Origin of the sequence: Pseudarthrobacter sp. WHRI 8279 (assembly GCF_040224115.2) — a bacterium.
Taxonomy (GTDB): domain Bacteria; phylum Actinomycetota; class Actinomycetes; order Actinomycetales; family Micrococcaceae; genus Arthrobacter.
This window is the reverse complement of record NZ_CP168162.1, coordinates 1,504,334-1,521,825: the sequence shown is the minus strand read 5'-3', so window position 1 is coordinate 1,521,825 and position 17,492 is coordinate 1,504,334. Positions and strand designations below refer to the sequence as shown.

The window sequence follows — 17,492 nt, the reverse complement described above, 5'->3', positions numbered from 1 at the left end:
TTGCGGAGGTAGACATGAAATCGAAAGACCTGTTGGGCCGGCACGGCGAGGACCTTGCCGCCGGTTACCTGGAAACCCTCGGCATGCTTGTGGTGGAGCGCAACTGGCGCTGCACGGAGGGCGAGATAGACATCGTCGCGCTGGACGGCGATGCCCTGGTGATCGCCGAGGTCAAAACCCGCCGCACCCTCGATTACGGGCATCCTTTTGAGGCCGTGGGACCGGACAAGCTGGCGCGGCTGCACCGGCTTGGGGCCGCGTGGTGCCGGGACCGTGAGCTGAGAATGCCGCTGCGGCGCATTGACGTCATTGCGGTGATTGACGACGGCGGCGGGTCGCCCCTGGTGGAGCACCTCCGGGGGGTGGGCTGAATGCCGCTGGGACGCACCTACTCCATTGCACTGGTGGGGCTGAACGGATACATCGTGGAGGTCGAGGCTGACATCGGCCAGACCCTTCCGGGCTTCGTGCTCCTCGGCCTGCCGGACGCCTCCCTCAACGAGGCCAAGGAAAGGATCCGCTCGGCCGCGAAGAACTCCGGAATTCCCTTGAGCCGCCGGAAGATCACCGCCAACCTCATCCCTGCCTCCCTGCCCAAGCGGGGATCCGGATTCGACCTGGCGGTGACCATGGCCGTGCTCCGCGCCGCCAATGACATCAAGCCCACCGGGCGGACGGTGTTTATTGCCGAGCTGGGACTCGACGGCCGGCTGCGCCCGGTCCGCGGCATCCTTCCAGCGGTGATGGCCGCGGTGCAGGCCGGATATCCGGATATCGTGGTGGCGCAGGCAAACTTTGCCGAGGCGTCCTTGGTTCCTGATGCGCACGTGCGGGGATACAGCACCCTTGCCCGGCTGGCGCTGGACTTCGGCGCGGACCCCCAGGAGCTTGCGCTGGATTTCGAACCCGAGGACGCGGACGGCACCGGGGATGCATTCGCGGAAGCCGGCCCCTATCCTGACATGGCTGACGTCTCCGGCCAGGGCGATGCCCGGCGCGCATTGGAAGTCGCAGCCGCCGGGGCACACCACCTGCTGCTGACGGGCCCGCCCGGTGCCGGCAAGACCATGCTGGCCGAACGACTGCCCGGGCTCCTGCCGGATCTCGGGGACCATGAGTCAATGGAGGTCACGGCCATCCATTCGCTGTGCGGACTGCCATCGTCATCGGTGCAGCTGCTCCGGCGGCCACCGTTTGAAAGTCCGCACCATTCCGCGACGGCCGCGGCCATCATCGGGGGCGGCTCGGGCCTTCCCCGGCCCGGCGCCGCCTCCCGCGCCCACCGCGGCGTCCTGTTCCTCGACGAGGCGCCCGAGTACGAGCGCCGGGTGCTGGATGCCCTCCGCCAGCCCCTGGAAAGCGGTGAACTGGTGATTCACCGGTCAGCCGGAACCGCTGCCTATCCCGCACGGTTCCAACTGGTCCTCGCGGCGAATCCCTGTCCCTGCGGCAAGGCCTCCGGGAAAGGGCTCGACTGCACCTGCACGCCCATGATGCGGCGGCGGTATATGGCCAGGATGTCCGGTCCGCTCCTCGACAGGGTGGACATCCAACTGCAGGTGGAAAGGGTTTCCCTGGCCGACTTCGGACAGGCAGGGGCGGAGGAAGACACTGCAACCGTCGCGCGGCGGGTGCTCGGTGCACGGGCCCGTCAGCTGGAGCGGTTGACGCCTTACGGGCTGGAAACCAATGCACAGGTCCCCGGCCGCATCCTCCGGAGCGAGCTTCGGCTCGCACCGGCAGTAACCCGCATCCTGGACCTTTCCCTGGAGCGCGGCGTCCTGACGGCACGCGGCTATGACCGCGTACTCCGGCTGACAAGGACGCTAATGTAGCAGATGTGAAAGCAATTGTTTATGTACGTATCAGTGAGGACCGCGGCGGACTTGCGGCCGGGGTCCAGCGCCAGCGTGAGGACTGTGAACGCCTGGCCCAGCAACGGGGCTGGACCGTGGCCGGAGTGGAGACGGACAACGACATAAGTGCCTACTCGGGCAAGCACCGCCCGGGCTTTGAGGGAGCGCTCAAGGCCATAGCCGCGGGGGAGGCGGACGTCCTGGTGGCGTGGTCCCTGGACCGCCTCCAGCGGAACCGCCGGGATGAGTTGCGACTCTATGAACTCTGCCGGGACAAGGGCGTCCTCCTGTCCCTGGTGAACGGCGCGGACCTGGATTTCAGCACCGCCGCGGGCCGCTTTGTGGCGGACATGCTGGGAAGTTCCGCCCGGCTGGAGGTTGAGATGAAATCCGACAGGCACAAGCGGGCGAACGCCCAGGCCGCCCTGGCGGGACGGAGAACCGGCGGGCGCCGTCCGTTTGGTTATGAGCCGGACGGCGTTACGGTCCGGGAGCAGGAGGCCGCCGCGGTCCGGGATGGTTACGCCGCCCTCCTGGCCGGTGTCCCCATTGCCGGTATCGCCCGGGAGTGGAACAGTCGCGGGCTGGTCACCGGGCAGACCCGCTACGGGGCCGCTCACAAGGGCGAGCCCTCACCCTGGACGCGGAGCAGTGTCAAGGACGTCCTGACCAACCCCCGATACATGGGCAAGCGGGCGCACAAGGGGGAGATTGTGGCGGACGCCGTGTGGCCCGCCCTGGTGGAGGAGGGGACCTGGCTGGCGGTCCAGGACGTCCTCAAGGATCCCGCCCGCCGTAGGACCGCCCCGCGGTCTGAAACGTACCTCCTCAGCGGCCTGGCTTTTTGCGGCGTTTGCGGCGGAGGTATCCATGGCGCCGGGAACACCCGGCCCGGCGTCCGCGGCTACCGCTGCAAGGCCACCACGGGCCACGTGTCCCGGATGGCGGAGCCGGTAGAGGACTACGTCTCCCAGGTGATCGTGGCGCGGCTGTCACGTCCGGACGCCGCGCGGTTACTCCGTACCGGCACCGGCCCGGACATTGAGGGCATGCGTACCCAGGCCATGGCGCTCCGTGAACGCCTGGACGGCCTGGCCGTTGAGTTTGCGGACGGGGAATTGACGGCGTCCCAGTTGCGGACCGCCACGGAGCGTCTCCGCGGCAAGCTGGCGGAGGCGGAGGCCGCGCTGGCAGACTCGGCCAAGGTGGACACCCTGGGGCCGCTGGTGTTGGCCGGGGACGTCCAGGCCGCGTGGGACGCCATGGACACGGCGCGGCGGCGGGCCGTGGTGGACATGCTGGTTACGGTCACCATCCACCCGCCTGGGCGCGGGGTTAGGACGTTTCGGCCGGAAACGGTCATCATCGAACCGAAATAGACGCGACACGCCCGGCCAATAAATGACAGGACAGGACACGGGCGGCGTTAAAGTTTGAGATGTACACCTAGCAAGGTTCCGATAACCAAGCTAGGCAGACCGAACCACCAGCCTTGCGGATGAAAATCCAGAGGTTGGGAAAATGAATCAACGTCTTGCCGGGCCGGAGTTTTTGACTCTGGCCCAAGCCGCTGAAATTGTCGGCACTTCAGAACGTACCGTCCGCCGCCTCATCGAGTCCGGCTCACTTCCCGCATTTCGCATTGGCCCCCGCGCCGTCCGCGTCCGTATTGAGGACGTCCGCGCCCAGGCTAAGCCCATCCCGGCCGGTGGTGCCAAGTGAGCGCCAAGGGCGCCGCAACGGCGGCGGAACCCCGGGCCGTCCCCATGGCCGAATACGTCCGCAAGCTGGTTGAGACGTGGCCGCCGCTGACACCGGAACAGTCCGAACGTATCGCGGTCCTGCTCCGCCTGGGTGGTGACTCCCAGTGAGGGCAGAGAAAAGCCCCGGCGTGGAGTCCGGGGCAATTCACCAGCAAGGCGGCCAAGCTTTACCTGTCCCTAGCGTACCCAGCGGAGGCGCCGTTTATGCGGAGGCGTTCGACCTTTACCGGGATGCCGGATGGCTGGGAGTCCTGCCCATCCCGCCCCGCCAGAAAAAGCCCGTCCCCAGCGGGTACACGGGACGGGACGGCGCGTGGCCCAGCTACTCGGACGTCTATGACTGGGCGGAGACGTTCCCGGACGGCAACATAGCCCTCCGCCTCCCCGCCGGGGTTATCGGGATCGACGTGGACCACTACGGCGGCAAGGACGGCGGCGGCACACTGGCCGCACTCCAGGACGCCTATGGGCCGTTGCCGGAAACCTGGCGGACCGGATCCAGGGCGGACGGCGTCTCCGGGATCCGCCTCTACCAGGTGCCGGAGGGCCTCCGCTGGCCCGGGGACCTGGGCAACGGGATAGAGGTCATCCAGACCAGGCACCGCTACGCCGTGGTCTGGCCCTCCGTCCACCCCAACGGCGGGACCTACCGCTGGACCGGGCCGGACGGCGTCACCCGCGCCAGCGGCGTCCCCACCCCCGCTGACCTGGCACCCCTGCCCCAGTCCTGGGTGGACGCCCTCACCTCCGGCGCCCCGGAGCGGGACGTCACCGCCGCCAACCTGGACCTCGCGGCGGTCAACGCCTGGCTGGGCGCCCACGGGACCGGGGAACCATGCCGGAGGATGGCCCACGCCGCCCAGGGCTACGCCGCCGCGCTCGCTCTGGGGAAACGCTCCAGGCATGACGCGGCCATGGATGCCGCTATGGGTGTCTGCCACCTGGCGGCGGAGGGCCACAACGGGGCGCTGGAGGCCCTGGGCGTGGTCCGGACCGCGTTCCTTGACGCCGTAGCCGGTGACCGCACTCGGGAGGAGGCCGCCGCGGAATGGGACCGCCTCCAGGACGGCGCCGTCAATATCGCCGCCGCCGGGTCCGTGGCCACGGCGGATCCTTGCGCGGATCCGCTCACGCAGCTGGACGGCCTCATCATGCCGGAGGACCGGGCCGCGGCGCTCGCCGTCCCCGCCCCGGTACTTGAGGCGGCCCCGGCCGTTGTGGAGGTCCCCGGCGTGGTGGAGCGGGTCCTCCCGGTGGTGGACTGGGCGGACCGTTGGGACCGTCCCATCATCCAGGAGTGGATTGTGGAGCCGATCCTCCCGGCCCGGCGGCTGGTGGCGCTGTACTCCCCGCCCAAGATGGGAAAGTCCCTCCTCATGCTGGAGATCGCCGCCGCCGTGGCGTCCGGCCGGGAAGTCCTCGGCACCGTCCCCGCACCTCGGCGGGTCCTCTACGTGGACTTTGAGAACGACATAGACGCGGACGTCATCCCGCGGCTCAAGGCCATGGGATACCAGGCGGCGGACCTGGGGCGGCTGGACTACCTGTCATTCCCGTCCATGGCGGCGCTGGACACGGAGCGCGGGTCCCTGGAACTCATGGCCGCGCTGGACACCTACCGCTCTGAGGTGGTGGTGGTGGACACCGTCTCCCGTGCCGTGGAGGGCCTGGAGAACGAAAATGACACCTGGCTCAACTTCTACCGGCACACGGGCCTCAAGCTGAAACAGCGCGGCGTCTCCCTGGTCCGGCTGGACCACTCCGGCAAGGACGAAACCAAGGGCCAGCGCGGCGGGTCCGCCAAGTCCGGCGACGTGGACGCCGTGTGGCGGCTCTCCACCGTGGTCCAGGACAAAACGTTCCGCCTGGACTGTGAGGCGGCCCGGATGCCCATCACGGAGAAAACCCTCATCTTTGAGCGCCTCCAGAACCCGCTCCGGCACAAGGTGGAGGGTGCCGGGCCGGTGGCCGCGTTCCGGCACAAGGAGGCGGCCGTGGTGGCGTTCATGGACCAGGAGGACCTCCCGCGGGACACCGGCCGTAAGACCTTGCGGGCCGCCCTTGCCGGGTCCGGGATCACTGCCTCCAACAACGTCCTGGACGCCGCCATCAAGGCCCGCCGGGACCGCCACGGGATGCCCGTCCAGGACTCCCTTGAGGGGCTGATTTAGGTGACCGCGGACCCCGCGGTCACCTACCCTCCGGACCGGTCCAAAACAGGTGACCGCGGACCGTCCGGTCACCCCCGGTCACCCACCCCAAAAATCGCGCCAGTAAAGGGATGCAGGGTGACCGCGCCGCTCCGGTCACCCCCGGCACCCGGTAAACCCTGGCAGGTGACCGCCGCTCCTCCTCCCTATAGGAGCGGCGTCCCGGTCACCGCGGGCACCAGACGACAACACAACCCCAACAGACACCCACGGAGGACACCATGACAACCAGCCAAAACCGCCAGCCCAAGACATTCACGGAGGCCGTCAAAATCCGGCACGTGGACCTCGCCAACGCGGCCCGCCTGGGTCTGGCGTTCCGGGCGGAGGACCGCCTGGGCGTGGCCGCGGTTCTGGACAACATTCTGGAGGCCGCCCAGCGGTCCGGGGATGACGCCGCCGCAACGGGCCTCATCCTCGGACTCGGCCGGATCCTCGGAATCCACGTTGGCGCCCTGGATGAACAGACGGGCGGACTGGGCACCGCCGGACTACAGCACATGATCGCTGAGGCGACACTCAAAATCGAAAGCAAGGGACAGGGACGATGAACAGCCAAAACGAAGTATTCCCCCTCATCAACAACGCCATCCCGGCGGACAAGCACACCCTGGCCGTCCAGGCGGTCACCGCCCTGGTGGAGGGGGACCCGCGCGTGGTCCAGATCATCGGGGCCGAATACATGGAGAACCTGTGGCGGTCTGGACTGGCGGACGGGATGACCATGGGGGAGGCGGTGGAGAAGATCCTGGGCCACCCAACCGCGGACCCGTTCACGGAGGCCCTGTTGTGCCTGGCGGCGGACCTCATGGCCCGCCAGAGGCATGGGGTAGCCCAGTCGCGCTATGAGGCTCTCCGCCGCGAACTCGGACCAAGGGACCTCTGACATGGCGAACAAACGGCAGACGCCCGGCGGCGCCCGGCTCATCCTGGACCAGCGGTCCGCGGTCACCCGGATTGAGATTGACCGGCGGGACATGGGGGAATGCACCAAGGCCCAGGAGGAGGCCGTCCACGCCCTGGCCCTGGAGGAGGACGTCAAGCTGGAGGCCATCGGCTGGGAGTCACCGTTCTACGCCGGGATGACCGTCTGGTTAGTGTCCACTCCGACGCCGCGGGTGGATGAGGTCCTTGCACGGCTCTACGCCATCGAGAGGGACAGTGCGACTGGGGAGTTATAACGCTCCGCCTGCGGCGTAAACCAGCCACAAGTCCGCGTTCGTTGGTAGCTTAAAAGCGTCAGCGAATACCCGAAAAGTTAGCCGCTCGAAGGGTACTCGCTGACGAAACAACCAGCGGTCACGCTGCAATTGCTTCTGCGCTCATCGTAGGCAGGAAACCGCTCTCCTGCAACCGGAGGGTGCAGGAGCATTGCAGCCTTTTACTAAGGAGACGGCCAATGCCCGACCCCAATAAAAAGCACAAAGATCCCTACTGCTGGCACAGGATCCTCTATGCGCTCCTGCGTTGGACGATCCCGGCCGCCTTTGCGGTTCTGGCTATTGTGCTGAGCCGGTAGCGCGAGGGGTTGCGTGTGGACCTCCTCGCGTTGTTCACACGCATCCCGCTACGGCGAGTTGTGACGCCACGCTGTTAATTCCTGTTTTCAGAGGCTACGCTTTTCCTTGAGGCCACATAGCGGAGCACGCTAAAGCTGTGGAGGCCGGGGCAACCCGGTAACCAGCGAGTAAGTAGCTCCAGGAACCCGTCTCGTTTCAGACGCACCAGGCAGACGCCAGCGGTAACCAGCCCGCCCGCTCACCTCCCGCGTCAACCCCTCAACGGCGCCAGCCCGTCCCCGTGTGGACCGCGGCGCCTCAAAACTCACCATGAAACGGGAAATCATCATGAGCATCCATCTAAAACGTGCCGCCGCCCTCAAGTCCGCCCACGCCATCATTGACGCCGCCAAGTCCAGTGACCGGGACCTCACGGACCAGGAGGTCCACCAGATCGAGGCCCTCCACGCGGAAATCAAGGGCTATGACGCCACCATTGCCCGCGTCGGCGGCCAGAAATCCGCCATCCAGGCCATCGCGGACGTGGCCGGACCCCAGGGTGAGGAGGCCGGGGACGGCGTCCAGTACCTTGACCTCGGATCCAAGGCCCACGCCAACAGCCTGGCAACCGCCATGAAAGGCACCCGGCCGGACGGCGCCAAGGCCCTGGTCACCAACGGCTCCGTAGTTGTGGGAACGCCCCTCATCGACACCACGCCTGTGGCACTGGGGCAGCCCCTCCGGTCATTCCTCCAGGCCATCCCCGCCGTTGAGCGGCCCGCTGTGTACTCATACCTGGCCCAGTCGGTCCGGACCGAAAACGCGGGCGTGGTATCCAGCGGCGCCCTCAAGCCCACCTCCGTGGTGTCCCTGGTCAAAAAGGACGGCAAGCTCTCCGTCATTGCCACCCTCTCCGAACCCATTGACAAGTTTGTCCTGTCAGACGGGGAGGCGCTCCAGACCTGGGTGGGGGCGGAACTGTCCCAGGCGGTCCTCACCGCCCTGGAGGCCCAGGTCCTCAGCGGCAACGGCACCGGGGACAACCTCACCGGCCTGGCCAACACGTCCGGGATCCAGACATTCACCTCCACCGCTGGCAACACGGACAAGCTGGTGGAACTCCGCAAGGCACTCACCCGCCTGGAGACGGCCGGGGAGGTCCCGTCCCAGTTCATCCTCAACCCCAACGACTGGGAGGCGCTGACCATCAAGCGCAACACCTCCGGGGAGTTCGACACCGGCAACGCCATCGACGCCGAAACCCGCAAGGCATGGGGCGTCCCCGTGGCCCTCAGCAACTCACTCGCCGCCAACGCCTACTACCTGCTGGGTGAGGGCGCCGCCGTCATCGGCCGGGACAAGGGCATTGTGACCGAGTGGGGAACGCCCGGGGAAATGTTCCAGCGCAACCAGGTACAGGCCCGCACTGAGGGCCGGTTCAACCTGGAGGTACGCCGCCCTGCGGCCGTTCTCAAGGGAACGTTCGTCACCGTCTGATCCCCCACAACGGTGGCGTCAACCTCACCGCGTGAGAGCGCGGACGGATGGCGGGAACAGTCGGGGAGTTCTAGTCCCGGCGTCAACGCCCGCCAGCGCCACCAGGAAACACTATGAGCGCCCGCCAGCACCCCAGCCGCTGGCGGGCGCTCCTATACCCACCGCCGCCCCGCTGGACCAGGTGAGGGTAGGGGGTTCACGCCGCTGGAGACTTCCGGGCGAGCCAGTCCACCGTGAGAGTGTCCGCCCCCTCTCCGGCACAAAAACCACCACGCGGGCAGACGTCCGCAACGACAGGACAAGGAACATGGGACGACACGCTGAGGCCGTGGAGGCCACCATCACCGCCGCCGGGGGCGCCATCACCGGCAAACACCTGGCACTCTGTGAACTGGTCCGCACTCTGGCGGAGCAATGCGACGCGGCCGGGCCGGAGGGACCAGGGACCCGGCTGGCGGGGACGTACCTCACCGCGGTCCGGACACTCAACGCCGTCATTGCCGCCGCGCCCGCCCAGGCGGGCAAGCCGCGGAACGGGCTGGCCGCGGTCCGCGGGATCCACAACGCTGCCGCCAAGCCGCAGGCGCGCAAAGCGGCGGGCCAGTAGCATGACCTAGTGACTGACTTGAGTACGTTCCTGCTTCCGCTACTGGCTAGTGCATTTGGAGGCGGCATCGTGGCCGGTGCGTTCAGTGTTTACAACAGAATTGCTACCAGTAGCGAGGAACATGCAAAGTGGTTGCGCAATGAAAAGGTGAAAGCTTACGGGGCGTTTCTCAAGACGTCGGAAATGCTCGTCGTCGTTTGCACGGGCTGTTGGGCGGGGCGTTACAAGATGGACGAAGCGGTCTCCGCATTACGGGAATCTCAACTCGGGGAGCTTGAACTGTTGGCCCCTCCCGCGGTACGGAGGGCCGCGTTGGCGCTTGACGATGCTTCGGGAGACGTATACACGGCTATGGCTGGCCGCGACGAATCAGCGTACGACCAAGCGGTTGAAAATTTTGACAGGTTGAAGCTGGAGTACATTTCTATTGCCCAGGCAGATTTGGGGATAGTTAAACTTAGCGACGACGTGAGCGGTAGCGAACTTGCAACGTCTCACAAGGAGAACTAACAACTCAACGGCCGGATCTGGCTGCCCCAGGGTTTACCCCCCGGAGGGGATCCAGACGGACCATATGCTGGCGACGGTGGCGCTCAAGGCGCCGCCAAACACGAACACTAGGTCTTTTTTGGCAACGGACAGGCGTTCCCCGACGTTGCCGTAAAACGCCTCCTCGACCAAGCTCGTGGCGAAAGCATTTGTAGCGAACGGAACGTTCCTGGTCCGGTACTCCGAAATTTTGGCGTTATACAGGTCTACAGAGTGGCCGTTTGCTTCCTGGAGACGCTCATATTTAGCGTCAATCTCCGCCTTGAGCGCCCTTGCGCGGTCCTGGGCCTGGCGTTTTTGAATGACGGTTACGAAAGTGTGGCCAATGCCGATAGCCGGGAGGATGAAGCCCAGGGCCGTAAGGACGCTTATGATCCAGCGCATAGTTTCCACACTCATGTACTTCCCCCTCTAGTGACCCGACTGCCTCCTCAAGCTTAGGGTCCGGGTCAAATAAGCCCCCGTGAGGCGGAGCTAAAACACACCTCTGCCACAATGTTGTCCTTGGCCTTGCGTGGACCCTCGCCGATTTGGGGTATCGGGCACAGCCGGACACGAACGACGTCGGACAGGCGCTGGGGCTTCGGCAGGCAGCGGCGGCCGCAGCATGAAGGAGACAGCCATGCGTCTGGACACCGAGCGGCGTTCACGCGCCGCCCTCTCACGCCTCATGGAACCGCAGGACGCTGCAGGCCTTGCCCTCGTCCAGGTAGCCGGGGCCGTGGACGCCCTGCGGATCGCCACGGGACAACTCCCGGCTGGTCCGGAGCTGGAGCAGGAGATCACTGCGCTGCTTTCGGCCGATGGTTCCACCACGAGCTGGGCCGGAATGGCCGCCTCCCTCAAGCGTTGGCAGCCACGCATACCGGACCTCGCTCCCGAGCGGGATCTTGCCACCATGGCGCGCCTTGGCGGGCGGCTGATCATACCGTCGGATGAACTGTGGCCAAGCCAGCTTGCTGACCTCGGAATCCAGGAGCCGATCTGCCTCTGGTGGCGCGGACAGGAACAGCAGCTGCCCGGAGCGGCAACATCCATAGCCCTTGTGGGCTCACGGGACAGCACCAGCTACGGCGCCGCCGTTACCGGCGATCTCGCCTACTCGCTGGCCCAGCGCGGCTTCACCATAGTCTCGGGTGGTGCGTACGGGATCGACGCGCATGCCCACCGTGCGGCCCTTGCGGGGGCAACCGGTCCGGTCCCCACCATTGCTGTCATGGCAGGGGGAGTGGACCGGTTCTATCCCTCAGGAAATGAGGACCTCCTGCGGGCCGTGTGCAACCAGGGCGCTGTCCTGGCCGAAGTTCCGCCGGGGTCGGCGCCTACCCGTTACCGGTTCCTGCAGCGTAACCGCATCATTGCAGCCCTGTCCGCCGTGACCGTGGTGGTCGAGGCCAGGTGGCGGTCCGGGGCGTTGAACACCGCCCATCACGCGGAGACCCTTGGGCGTGCCGTCGGGGCCGTTCCGGGCTCCGTGCACAGCGCCAACTCAGCCGGATGCCACCGGCTTCTCCGGGACGGGGGAGCCGTCTGCGTGACGGATGCTGCCGAGATTGCCGAACTGGCCGGCCCCAGCGGCTCCGCCCTCCCTGATCCACGACAAGGGAAGGCTGCGGTGCAGGACGGCCTGACACTCGAGGACCTGATCCTCCTGGACGCGCTACCGCTGCGCTCCACCACGTCCGTCGAAAAACTCTCAGCTGTGGCCGGCCTGAGCCAGGAGTCAGTTCGGGCCGGGCTCGGCCGGCTGGGTCTGCTGGGCCTGGCCGTCTCAGAGCGGGGAGGCTGGAAACGCGGCAAGGCAACGGGCTGATGCCCTTGCCAGGAAGGACGGGGCCGTCCGGCACGGGAAGATGCAGGCACCGGCTGGAACGAAGCGTGTCACCCGTCCTTTCCATGCTGGAGCTGGGACAGTAGATGGGTGGAGAATGAACACCTGCCTGCGGAGCTCGGCGAGGCCCTTGCCGCTTTCGGGCGGTACCTTTCCGCAGAACGCGCCGTCTCACCGCACACGCTCCGCGGGTACCTGGGTGATGTCCGCGGCCTGCTGGAGTCTGCTGCCGCTGAAGGCGCCGGCCGGCTCCAGGACCTGGAACTCGGAACCCTCCGGCGCTGGCTTGGGGCCCAGAGCCAGGACGGCGCGGCACGCAGCACGCTGGCCCGCCGGTCCGCCTCCGTCAGGGTTTTCATGGCCTGGGCCCTGGCGGAGGAGCGTATTGCCATCGATCCCGCGCTACGGCTCAAGGCTCCGAAACGCGAACAGTCCCTGCCGGGCGTCCTTCAGGCCGGGCAGTTGACAAGGCTGCTGGCAACCCTGGAAGAAGCGGCGGCCGAGGGAGCGCCGCTTGCCCTGCGGAACCGTGCCATCGTGGAAGTGCTCTACGCCACCGGGGTCCGGGTGGGCGAACTGGCAGGGCTGGATATTGATGACCTGGACCCGGACCGGCGAACGTTGCGAGTCATAGGTAAGGGCAACAAGGAACGCACTGTCCCGTATGGTGTTCCGGCGGCCGTCGCCGTGGATGACTGGCTGCGGCGCGGCCGGCCCCTGCTGGCCAGGGACAACAGCGGGCCGGCCCTCTTCCTGGGGGCACGGGGCGGACGGGTGGACCAGCGGCAGGTCCGCACTTTGGTCAACGACCTTTTCGCCGGTCTCGGTGACACTTCCGCGTCAGGCCCGCACGCGCTCAGGCATTCAGCGGCCACGCATCTGCTGGACGGCGGGGCCGACCTGCGGGCAGTCCAGGAAATCCTTGGCCACAGCAGCCTGGCCACCACGCAGATCTATACCCACGTCTCCGTTGACCGGCTGCGGAAGAGCTACCAGCAGGCCCACCCAAGGGCGTAAGGCAGGCGCCTGGAATCGCACTGGCGTAATTTGGTGCCGTACGGCACAATAAGAATCACGTCCGGAAACTTTCAAGTCCCGCTTGAAGCTAACAGCTTTTCGCGCCACAGTAAGTCCGGACACTGCTTTATCTGATACATCTGAATACGCAGGCAGGAACCACAGCCGCAGAGCAGCGCACGGAAGTTCCATCCAGGCAGAGGTCGTTGGGGAAGACGTACCTAGAGCTATGGAGGATGGAATGTCTGTTGCAATGACCCGCGGTGTGCTGTTCGTTCACTCGGCCCCTACGGCTCTGTGCCCCCATGTTGAATGGGCTATCGGATCCGTCGTGGACAAGCGGACGGATCTTGAGTGGACCCCGCAGCCTGCCGCGCCCGGAATGTTCCGGGCAGAGCTGTCCTGGACCGGTACCCCCGGTACGGGCTCAAAGCTGGCGTCATCCCTGCGGGGATGGGCGCATCTCCGCTATGAGGTCACGGAGGAGCCGAGCCAGGGTGTCGACGGCGGCCGCTGGTCGCACACCCCTGAACTGGGCATCTTCCACGCTGTCACAGACGTGCACGGCAACATCATGGTCTCCGAGGACAGGATCCGTTACGCCTACGAGTCGGGGGCAGGCGATCCCGCAGCTGTCTACCACGAGCTCTCCCTCGCCCTCGGCGAAGCCTGGGATGAGGAGCTGGAGCCGTTCCGGCACGCCGCTGAAGGCGCGCCTGTCCGTTGGCTCCACCAGGTGGGCTGACCGCCGTCGACCGTACGTTTCTCCATAGCAAAGAGGAGGCCCCGCCGAAACGGCGGGGCCTCCTCTTGTGGGCGGAACCAAACTCCGAAGGGTCAGACGCTGCGGACCGCGATGACGGCGTTGTGGCCACCGAAGCCGAACGAGTTGCTGAGGGCCACGATGTTGCCGGCAGGCAGGTCGCGCGCCGAAGTGACCACGTCGAGCGGTATCTCCGGGTCCTGGTTTTCCAGGTTGATGGTGACAGGCGCTTTCCGGTCGTAAACAGCCAGCACCGTCAGAACGGCCTCCACGGCACCGGATGCGCCCAGGAGGTGCCCCATCTGGGACTTTGTTGCGGATACGGCTACGTTGTCCACGTGGCTTCCCAGTGCGGCACGGAGGGCGGTGTACTCGGGCTTGTCACCCACGGGGGTTGAGGTGGCGTGCGCGTTCACGTGCACCACGTCCTCCGGCTGGATGCGGCCGTCGAACATGGCAGCTTTGAGTGCACGGGTGGCACCGAGGCCTGCGGGGTCCGGAGCCGTGATGTGGTACGCATCGGCGGTGACTGACGTTCCTGCCAGTTCACCGTAGATACGCGCTCCGCGTGCCAGGGCGTGCTCCTCGGCTTCGAGGACCAGCGCGCCGGCACCTTCACCCATGACAAAGCCGTCGCGGCCGGTGTCGTAGGGGCGGGAGGCGCGCTCCGGCTCGTCATTCCGGCGCGAGAGTGCCTGCATGGAGGCGAAGGCTGCGAGGGGCATCGGGTGGATGGCCGCTTCGGCGCCGCCGCACATGACCACGTCAGCTTTGCCTGAACGGATGAGGTCGAGCCCCAGGTGCAGCGCTTCGGTGCCGGACGCGCAGGCGGAAACGGGGGTGTGGGCGCCGGCGCGTGCGCCGAGGTCCAGGCTGACGGCTGCGGCAACACCGTTGGGCATCAGCATGGGTACGGTCATGGGGAGGACCCGGCGGGGGCCTTTTTCCTTGAGCGTGTCCCAGGCATCAAGCAGTGTCCAGACACCGCCGATGCCGGTGGCGAAGGCAACAGCGAGCCGGTCCTTGTCGAAGTCCGTGATGCCGGAATCGGCCCACGCCTCGCGGGCTGCGATGACGCCGAACTGCGTGGACGGGTCCATCCGCTTGGCTTCGACGCGGCTGAGGACCTCCAGGGCAGGGGTGCTGCAGCGCGCGGCGAAGTGGACGGGGAGCTCGTACTTGGCTACCCAGTCGTCCTCCAGGGTGCGGGCACCGGAGACCCCCTTGAGCGCGTTGTTCCACATCGTGGGTACATCGCCGCCAATGGGCGTGGTGGCGCCCAGACCGGTAATGACTACTTTGCGTGTCATGGGATCACTCTTTCGTCGGTGGGGAATCCGTCTGCCGGAGGTCCCGCGTTTTGATGATCGGCATCCTGCTGCAAGCTATGACGCTGCCAGAACCGCGCCGGAGAACGCTGGCGTGCAGGGCTGGATGCCGGAAAAATGCGGCGGGCTGCCGGCCCGGTCGTCCGGACCGGCAGCCCTGCCGTGCCGATGAACGGCAGAAGCCCTGGCTAGGCCTGTGCTCCAGCGATGAAGCTGACGGCGTCGCCGACGGTCTTGAGGTTCTTGACCTCTTCGTCCGGGATGCGCACGCCGAACTTCTCTTCTGCGTTGACCACAATGGTCATCATGGAGATGGAGTCGATGTCCAGGTCCTCGGTGAAGGACTTGTCCAGCTCCACGGCCTCGGGGGCCAGGCCGGTTTCTTCGTTGACGATTTCAGCCAAGCCGGCCAGGATCTCTTCGTTGCTAGCCATTGATGGCTCCTTTTCTTGTATTGCCGGCAGGGGCTGCCGGAAATGGTTCAGGACGCGGTTGCGGCCTGTTGGGGCGTTCCTAAGGAAGGACAACTACCTGGGCGCCGAAGACAAGCCCGGCGCCGAAGCCGATCTGGAGGGCAAGTCCGCCGCTCAGTTCAGGCTTTTCGGCCAGCAGGCGGTGGGTGGCCAGCGGGATGGACGCTGCGGAGGTGTTCCCCGCATCGGCGATGTCCCGTGCCACTGTAACCGTTTCGGGCAGCTTCAGCTTCTTGACCATCTCGTCGATGATGCGCATGTTGGCCTGGTGGGGGATGAATGCCACGAGGTCCTCCGCCTGCACGCCGGCGGCGTCCATGGCCTGCTGGGCCACCTTTGCCATTTCCCACACGGCCCAGCGGAAGACGGTCTGGCCGTCCTGGCGAAGGGTGGGGTAAAGCTCCTGGGCTTCCTCAAGCAGGGCAAGGTCCCCTGTCGAGTCCGACTGCCGGGCAGCCAGGCCAAGGTCCCGGACATCGAGCATTGAACGGGTCATTCCGATGGCGTCCCACTTGCTGCCGTCCGACCCCCAGACCGACGGCGCGATTCCGGGAGTGTCGGAGGGGCCGATGACGACGGCGCCGGCACCGTCCCCGAGCAGGAAGGAGATGGTGCGTTCGCGGTTGTCGATAACGTCTGACAACTTCTCCGCGCCTACCACCAGGACGTACTTGGCTGCGCCTGACCGGACCAGGGCGTCGCCCTGGGCAATGCCGTAGCAGTAGCCGGCGCAGGCTGCGGAGATGTCAAAGGCCGGTGCGGGGGTGGCGCCCAGGCGGTCAGCCAGGGCGGCCGCGGCGGAAGGCGTGGCGTAGGGGTGGGTGACGGTGGAAACGATGACGGCGCCCAGGTCAGAAGCCTGGATGCCGGCCTTTTCCATGGCCTCCAGGGCAGCGCCCTCGGCCATGTCGATGACGCTCACTTCGGCCGGTGCCCGGTGCCGGGTCACGATGCCGGTGCGCTGGCGGATCCATTCGTCCGAGGAATCGATCCACTGGCAGACGTCCTCGTTGGTGACGATGACGTCCGGCCTGTAGGCTCCCAGGCCGAGGATCCGGGTGTGCTCCTGAATCGGGGCCTGTTTCAGCGTGGGAACGCTCATGCGTTGCCCTCCAGTTCTGCGAAAAGCGCCAATGCGGCGGAAAGGTCGTCCGGGGTTTTGACCGCAACGGTTTTGACTCCCGGCATGCCCCGCTTGGCGAGGCCGGCAAGCGTGCCGGCAGGCGCGAGTTCAATGACGCCGGTGACGCCCCGTGCAACCATCGTCTCCATGCACAGGTCCCAACGGACGGGGCGTGAGACCTGAGCGATGAGGCTTTCGACGGCGGCGTGGCCGTCGGTGACTTCACCGCCGTCGTAGTTGGACAGCAGGGGCACCTTCGGTGCCTGCGGCTTAAGCTGCGGTTCCAGCGCCTTGAGTGCACTGACTGCGGGAGCCATGTGGCTGGTGTGGAAGGCGCCTGCCACCTTCAGGGGAATAACCCGGGCCTTGGCCGGCGGGTTCCCGGCAAGGGCCTTCAGCTGGTCAATGGTGCCGGCGGCAACGGTCTGGCCGGCGCCGTTGACGTTGGCCGGGGTGGCGCCCGCGGCCGTGATGGCCGCCAGGACCTCGGCGGGGTCCCCTCCGACCACTGCGCTCATGCCCGTGGGGGTGACGGCTGCGGCTGCGGCCATGCTGTTGGCCCTCTCACGGACGAAGGTCATGGCCTCCTGCTCGGTGAGGACGCCGGCGAGGGCGGATGCGGTGATCTCACCAACGGAGTGGCCTGCCAGGATGACCGGAAGGGAGCCGAGTTCAACGTCGAACAGGGACGCAGCCGCTACCAGGCCGGCGGCAACAATCAGGGGCTGCGCTACGGCCGTGTCCTTGATGGTTTCTTCGTCCGAGGTGGTCCCGTGGGCGATCAGGTCAATGCCCGCGATATCGCTGAGGGAGGCCAGCTGGCCTGCCACCGGGGGCAGTTCCAGCCAAGGGGCCAGAAAACCCGGGGTCTGTGAGCCCTGTCCAGGGCAGACTATTGCAAGCACGTATCCAGCTTTCCAAATTACTGTGTGATTCAGCGGTGTTTGTCCGCACCAAGCTCACGGGGTCAGGTTGT

20 protein-coding genes are annotated in these 17,492 nt (G+C 66.5%); 15 read left to right on the top strand and 5 right to left on the bottom strand.

Features of this window, described 5'->3' with window-relative positions; genetic code table 11:
- Positions 1-14: 14 nt before the first annotated feature.
- From ABRP28_RS06910 to ABRP28_RS06855, 12 genes are all read left to right on the top strand, one after another.
- Positions 15-371 carry a YraN family protein gene (locus ABRP28_RS06910; protein ID WP_350002561.1) on the top strand — a complete coding sequence of 119 codons (357 nt, stop codon included), beginning with the start codon at positions 15-17 and terminating at the stop codon, positions 369-371.
- Positions 372-1,835 carry a YifB family Mg chelatase-like AAA ATPase gene (locus ABRP28_RS06905; protein WP_350002560.1) on the top strand — a complete coding sequence of 488 codons (1,464 nt, stop codon included), beginning with the start codon at positions 372-374 and terminating at the stop codon, positions 1,833-1,835.
- Positions 1,836-1,840: 5 nt separating this feature from the next.
- Entirely contained in the window at positions 1,841-3,235 is a 1,395-nt protein-coding gene (locus tag ABRP28_RS06900; RefSeq protein ID WP_350002559.1) for a recombinase family protein, read from the top strand.
- Between the two features lie 142 nt (positions 3,236-3,377).
- The gene (locus tag ABRP28_RS06895) at positions 3,378-3,578 is read left to right on the top strand and encodes a helix-turn-helix domain-containing protein (RefSeq protein WP_350002558.1); all 201 of its coding nucleotides are present in this window, start codon (positions 3,378-3,380) and stop codon (positions 3,576-3,578) included.
- Positions 3,575-3,727: a hypothetical protein gene (locus ABRP28_RS06890; RefSeq protein WP_350002557.1), complete on the top strand. Its 153-nt coding sequence runs from the start codon at positions 3,575-3,577 to the stop codon at positions 3,725-3,727. The genes ABRP28_RS06895 and ABRP28_RS06890 overlap by 4 nt, the downstream gene beginning before the upstream one ends.
- On the top strand, positions 3,724-5,790 hold the full coding sequence (locus ABRP28_RS06885; RefSeq protein WP_350002556.1) for an AAA family ATPase: 2,067 nt from the start codon (positions 3,724-3,726) through the stop codon (positions 5,788-5,790). The genes ABRP28_RS06890 and ABRP28_RS06885 overlap by 4 nt, the downstream gene beginning before the upstream one ends.
- Before the next feature lie 260 nt (positions 5,791-6,050).
- Positions 6,051-6,380 carry a hypothetical protein gene (locus ABRP28_RS06880; protein ID WP_350002555.1) on the top strand — a complete coding sequence of 110 codons (330 nt, stop codon included), beginning with the start codon at positions 6,051-6,053 and terminating at the stop codon, positions 6,378-6,380.
- The gene (locus tag ABRP28_RS06875) at positions 6,377-6,715 is read left to right on the top strand and encodes a hypothetical protein (RefSeq protein WP_350002554.1); all 339 of its coding nucleotides are present in this window, start codon (positions 6,377-6,379) and stop codon (positions 6,713-6,715) included. The genes ABRP28_RS06880 and ABRP28_RS06875 overlap by 4 nt, the downstream gene beginning before the upstream one ends.
- A gap of 1 nt (position 6,716) precedes the next feature.
- Positions 6,717-7,010 carry a hypothetical protein gene (locus ABRP28_RS06870; protein WP_350002553.1) on the top strand — a complete coding sequence of 98 codons (294 nt, stop codon included), beginning with the start codon at positions 6,717-6,719 and terminating at the stop codon, positions 7,008-7,010.
- 666 nt (positions 7,011-7,676) lie between these two features.
- The gene (locus tag ABRP28_RS06865) at positions 7,677-8,825 is read left to right on the top strand and encodes a phage major capsid protein (protein WP_374152941.1); all 1,149 of its coding nucleotides are present in this window, start codon (positions 7,677-7,679) and stop codon (positions 8,823-8,825) included.
- 307 nt (positions 8,826-9,132) lie between these two features.
- The gene (locus tag ABRP28_RS06860; RefSeq protein WP_350002551.1) at positions 9,133-9,432 is read left to right on the top strand and encodes a hypothetical protein; all 300 of its coding nucleotides are present in this window, start codon (positions 9,133-9,135) and stop codon (positions 9,430-9,432) included.
- Between the two features lie 9 nt (positions 9,433-9,441).
- Entirely contained in the window at positions 9,442-9,942 is a 501-nt protein-coding gene (locus ABRP28_RS06855; protein WP_350002550.1) for a hypothetical protein, read from the top strand.
- A 33-nt stretch (positions 9,943-9,975) separates the two neighbouring features.
- Here ABRP28_RS06855 and ABRP28_RS06850 read toward each other — a convergent pair whose 3' ends face one another.
- Positions 9,976-10,380 (bottom strand): hypothetical protein, encoded by a 405-nt coding sequence (locus ABRP28_RS06850; protein WP_350002549.1) that lies wholly within the window; start codon positions 10,378-10,380, stop codon positions 9,976-9,978.
- A gap of 223 nt (positions 10,381-10,603) precedes the next feature.
- Between ABRP28_RS06850 and dprA the strand changes: the two genes are divergently transcribed.
- From dprA to ABRP28_RS06835, 3 genes are all read left to right on the top strand, one after another.
- On the top strand, positions 10,604-11,794 hold the full coding sequence (dprA, locus tag ABRP28_RS06845) for a DNA-processing protein DprA (protein WP_350002548.1): 1,191 nt from the start codon (positions 10,604-10,606) through the stop codon (positions 11,792-11,794).
- A 108-nt stretch (positions 11,795-11,902) separates the two neighbouring features.
- On the top strand, positions 11,903-12,829 hold the full coding sequence (locus ABRP28_RS06840; RefSeq protein ID WP_350002547.1) for a tyrosine recombinase XerC: 927 nt from the start codon (positions 11,903-11,905) through the stop codon (positions 12,827-12,829).
- A gap of 241 nt (positions 12,830-13,070) precedes the next feature.
- Entirely contained in the window at positions 13,071-13,574 is a 504-nt protein-coding gene (locus ABRP28_RS06835; RefSeq protein WP_231457285.1) for a DUF3145 domain-containing protein, read from the top strand.
- A 92-nt stretch (positions 13,575-13,666) separates the two neighbouring features.
- On the opposite strand, the gene ABRP28_RS06830 is transcribed toward ABRP28_RS06835, so the two are convergent.
- From ABRP28_RS06830 to ABRP28_RS06815, 4 genes are all read right to left on the bottom strand, one after another.
- Positions 13,667-14,902, bottom strand: a complete 1,236-nt coding sequence (locus ABRP28_RS06830) for a beta-ketoacyl-[acyl-carrier-protein] synthase II (protein ID WP_350002546.1) — start codon at positions 14,900-14,902, stop codon at positions 13,667-13,669.
- Between the two features lie 206 nt (positions 14,903-15,108).
- A complete protein-coding gene (locus tag ABRP28_RS06825; protein WP_009359314.1) occupies positions 15,109-15,354 on the bottom strand; it encodes an acyl carrier protein in 246 nt (81 codons plus the stop codon).
- Positions 15,355-15,433: 79 nt separating this feature from the next.
- Positions 15,434-16,495, bottom strand: coding sequence for a beta-ketoacyl-ACP synthase III (locus ABRP28_RS06820; RefSeq protein ID WP_350002545.1), 1,062 nt, complete (start codon positions 16,493-16,495; stop codon positions 15,434-15,436).
- Positions 16,492-17,421 (bottom strand): ACP S-malonyltransferase, encoded by a 930-nt coding sequence (locus ABRP28_RS06815; protein ID WP_350002544.1) that lies wholly within the window; start codon positions 17,419-17,421, stop codon positions 16,492-16,494. Before ABRP28_RS06815 ends, ABRP28_RS06820 begins: the two co-directional genes overlap by 4 nt.
- Positions 17,422-17,492: the final 71 nt, after the last annotated feature.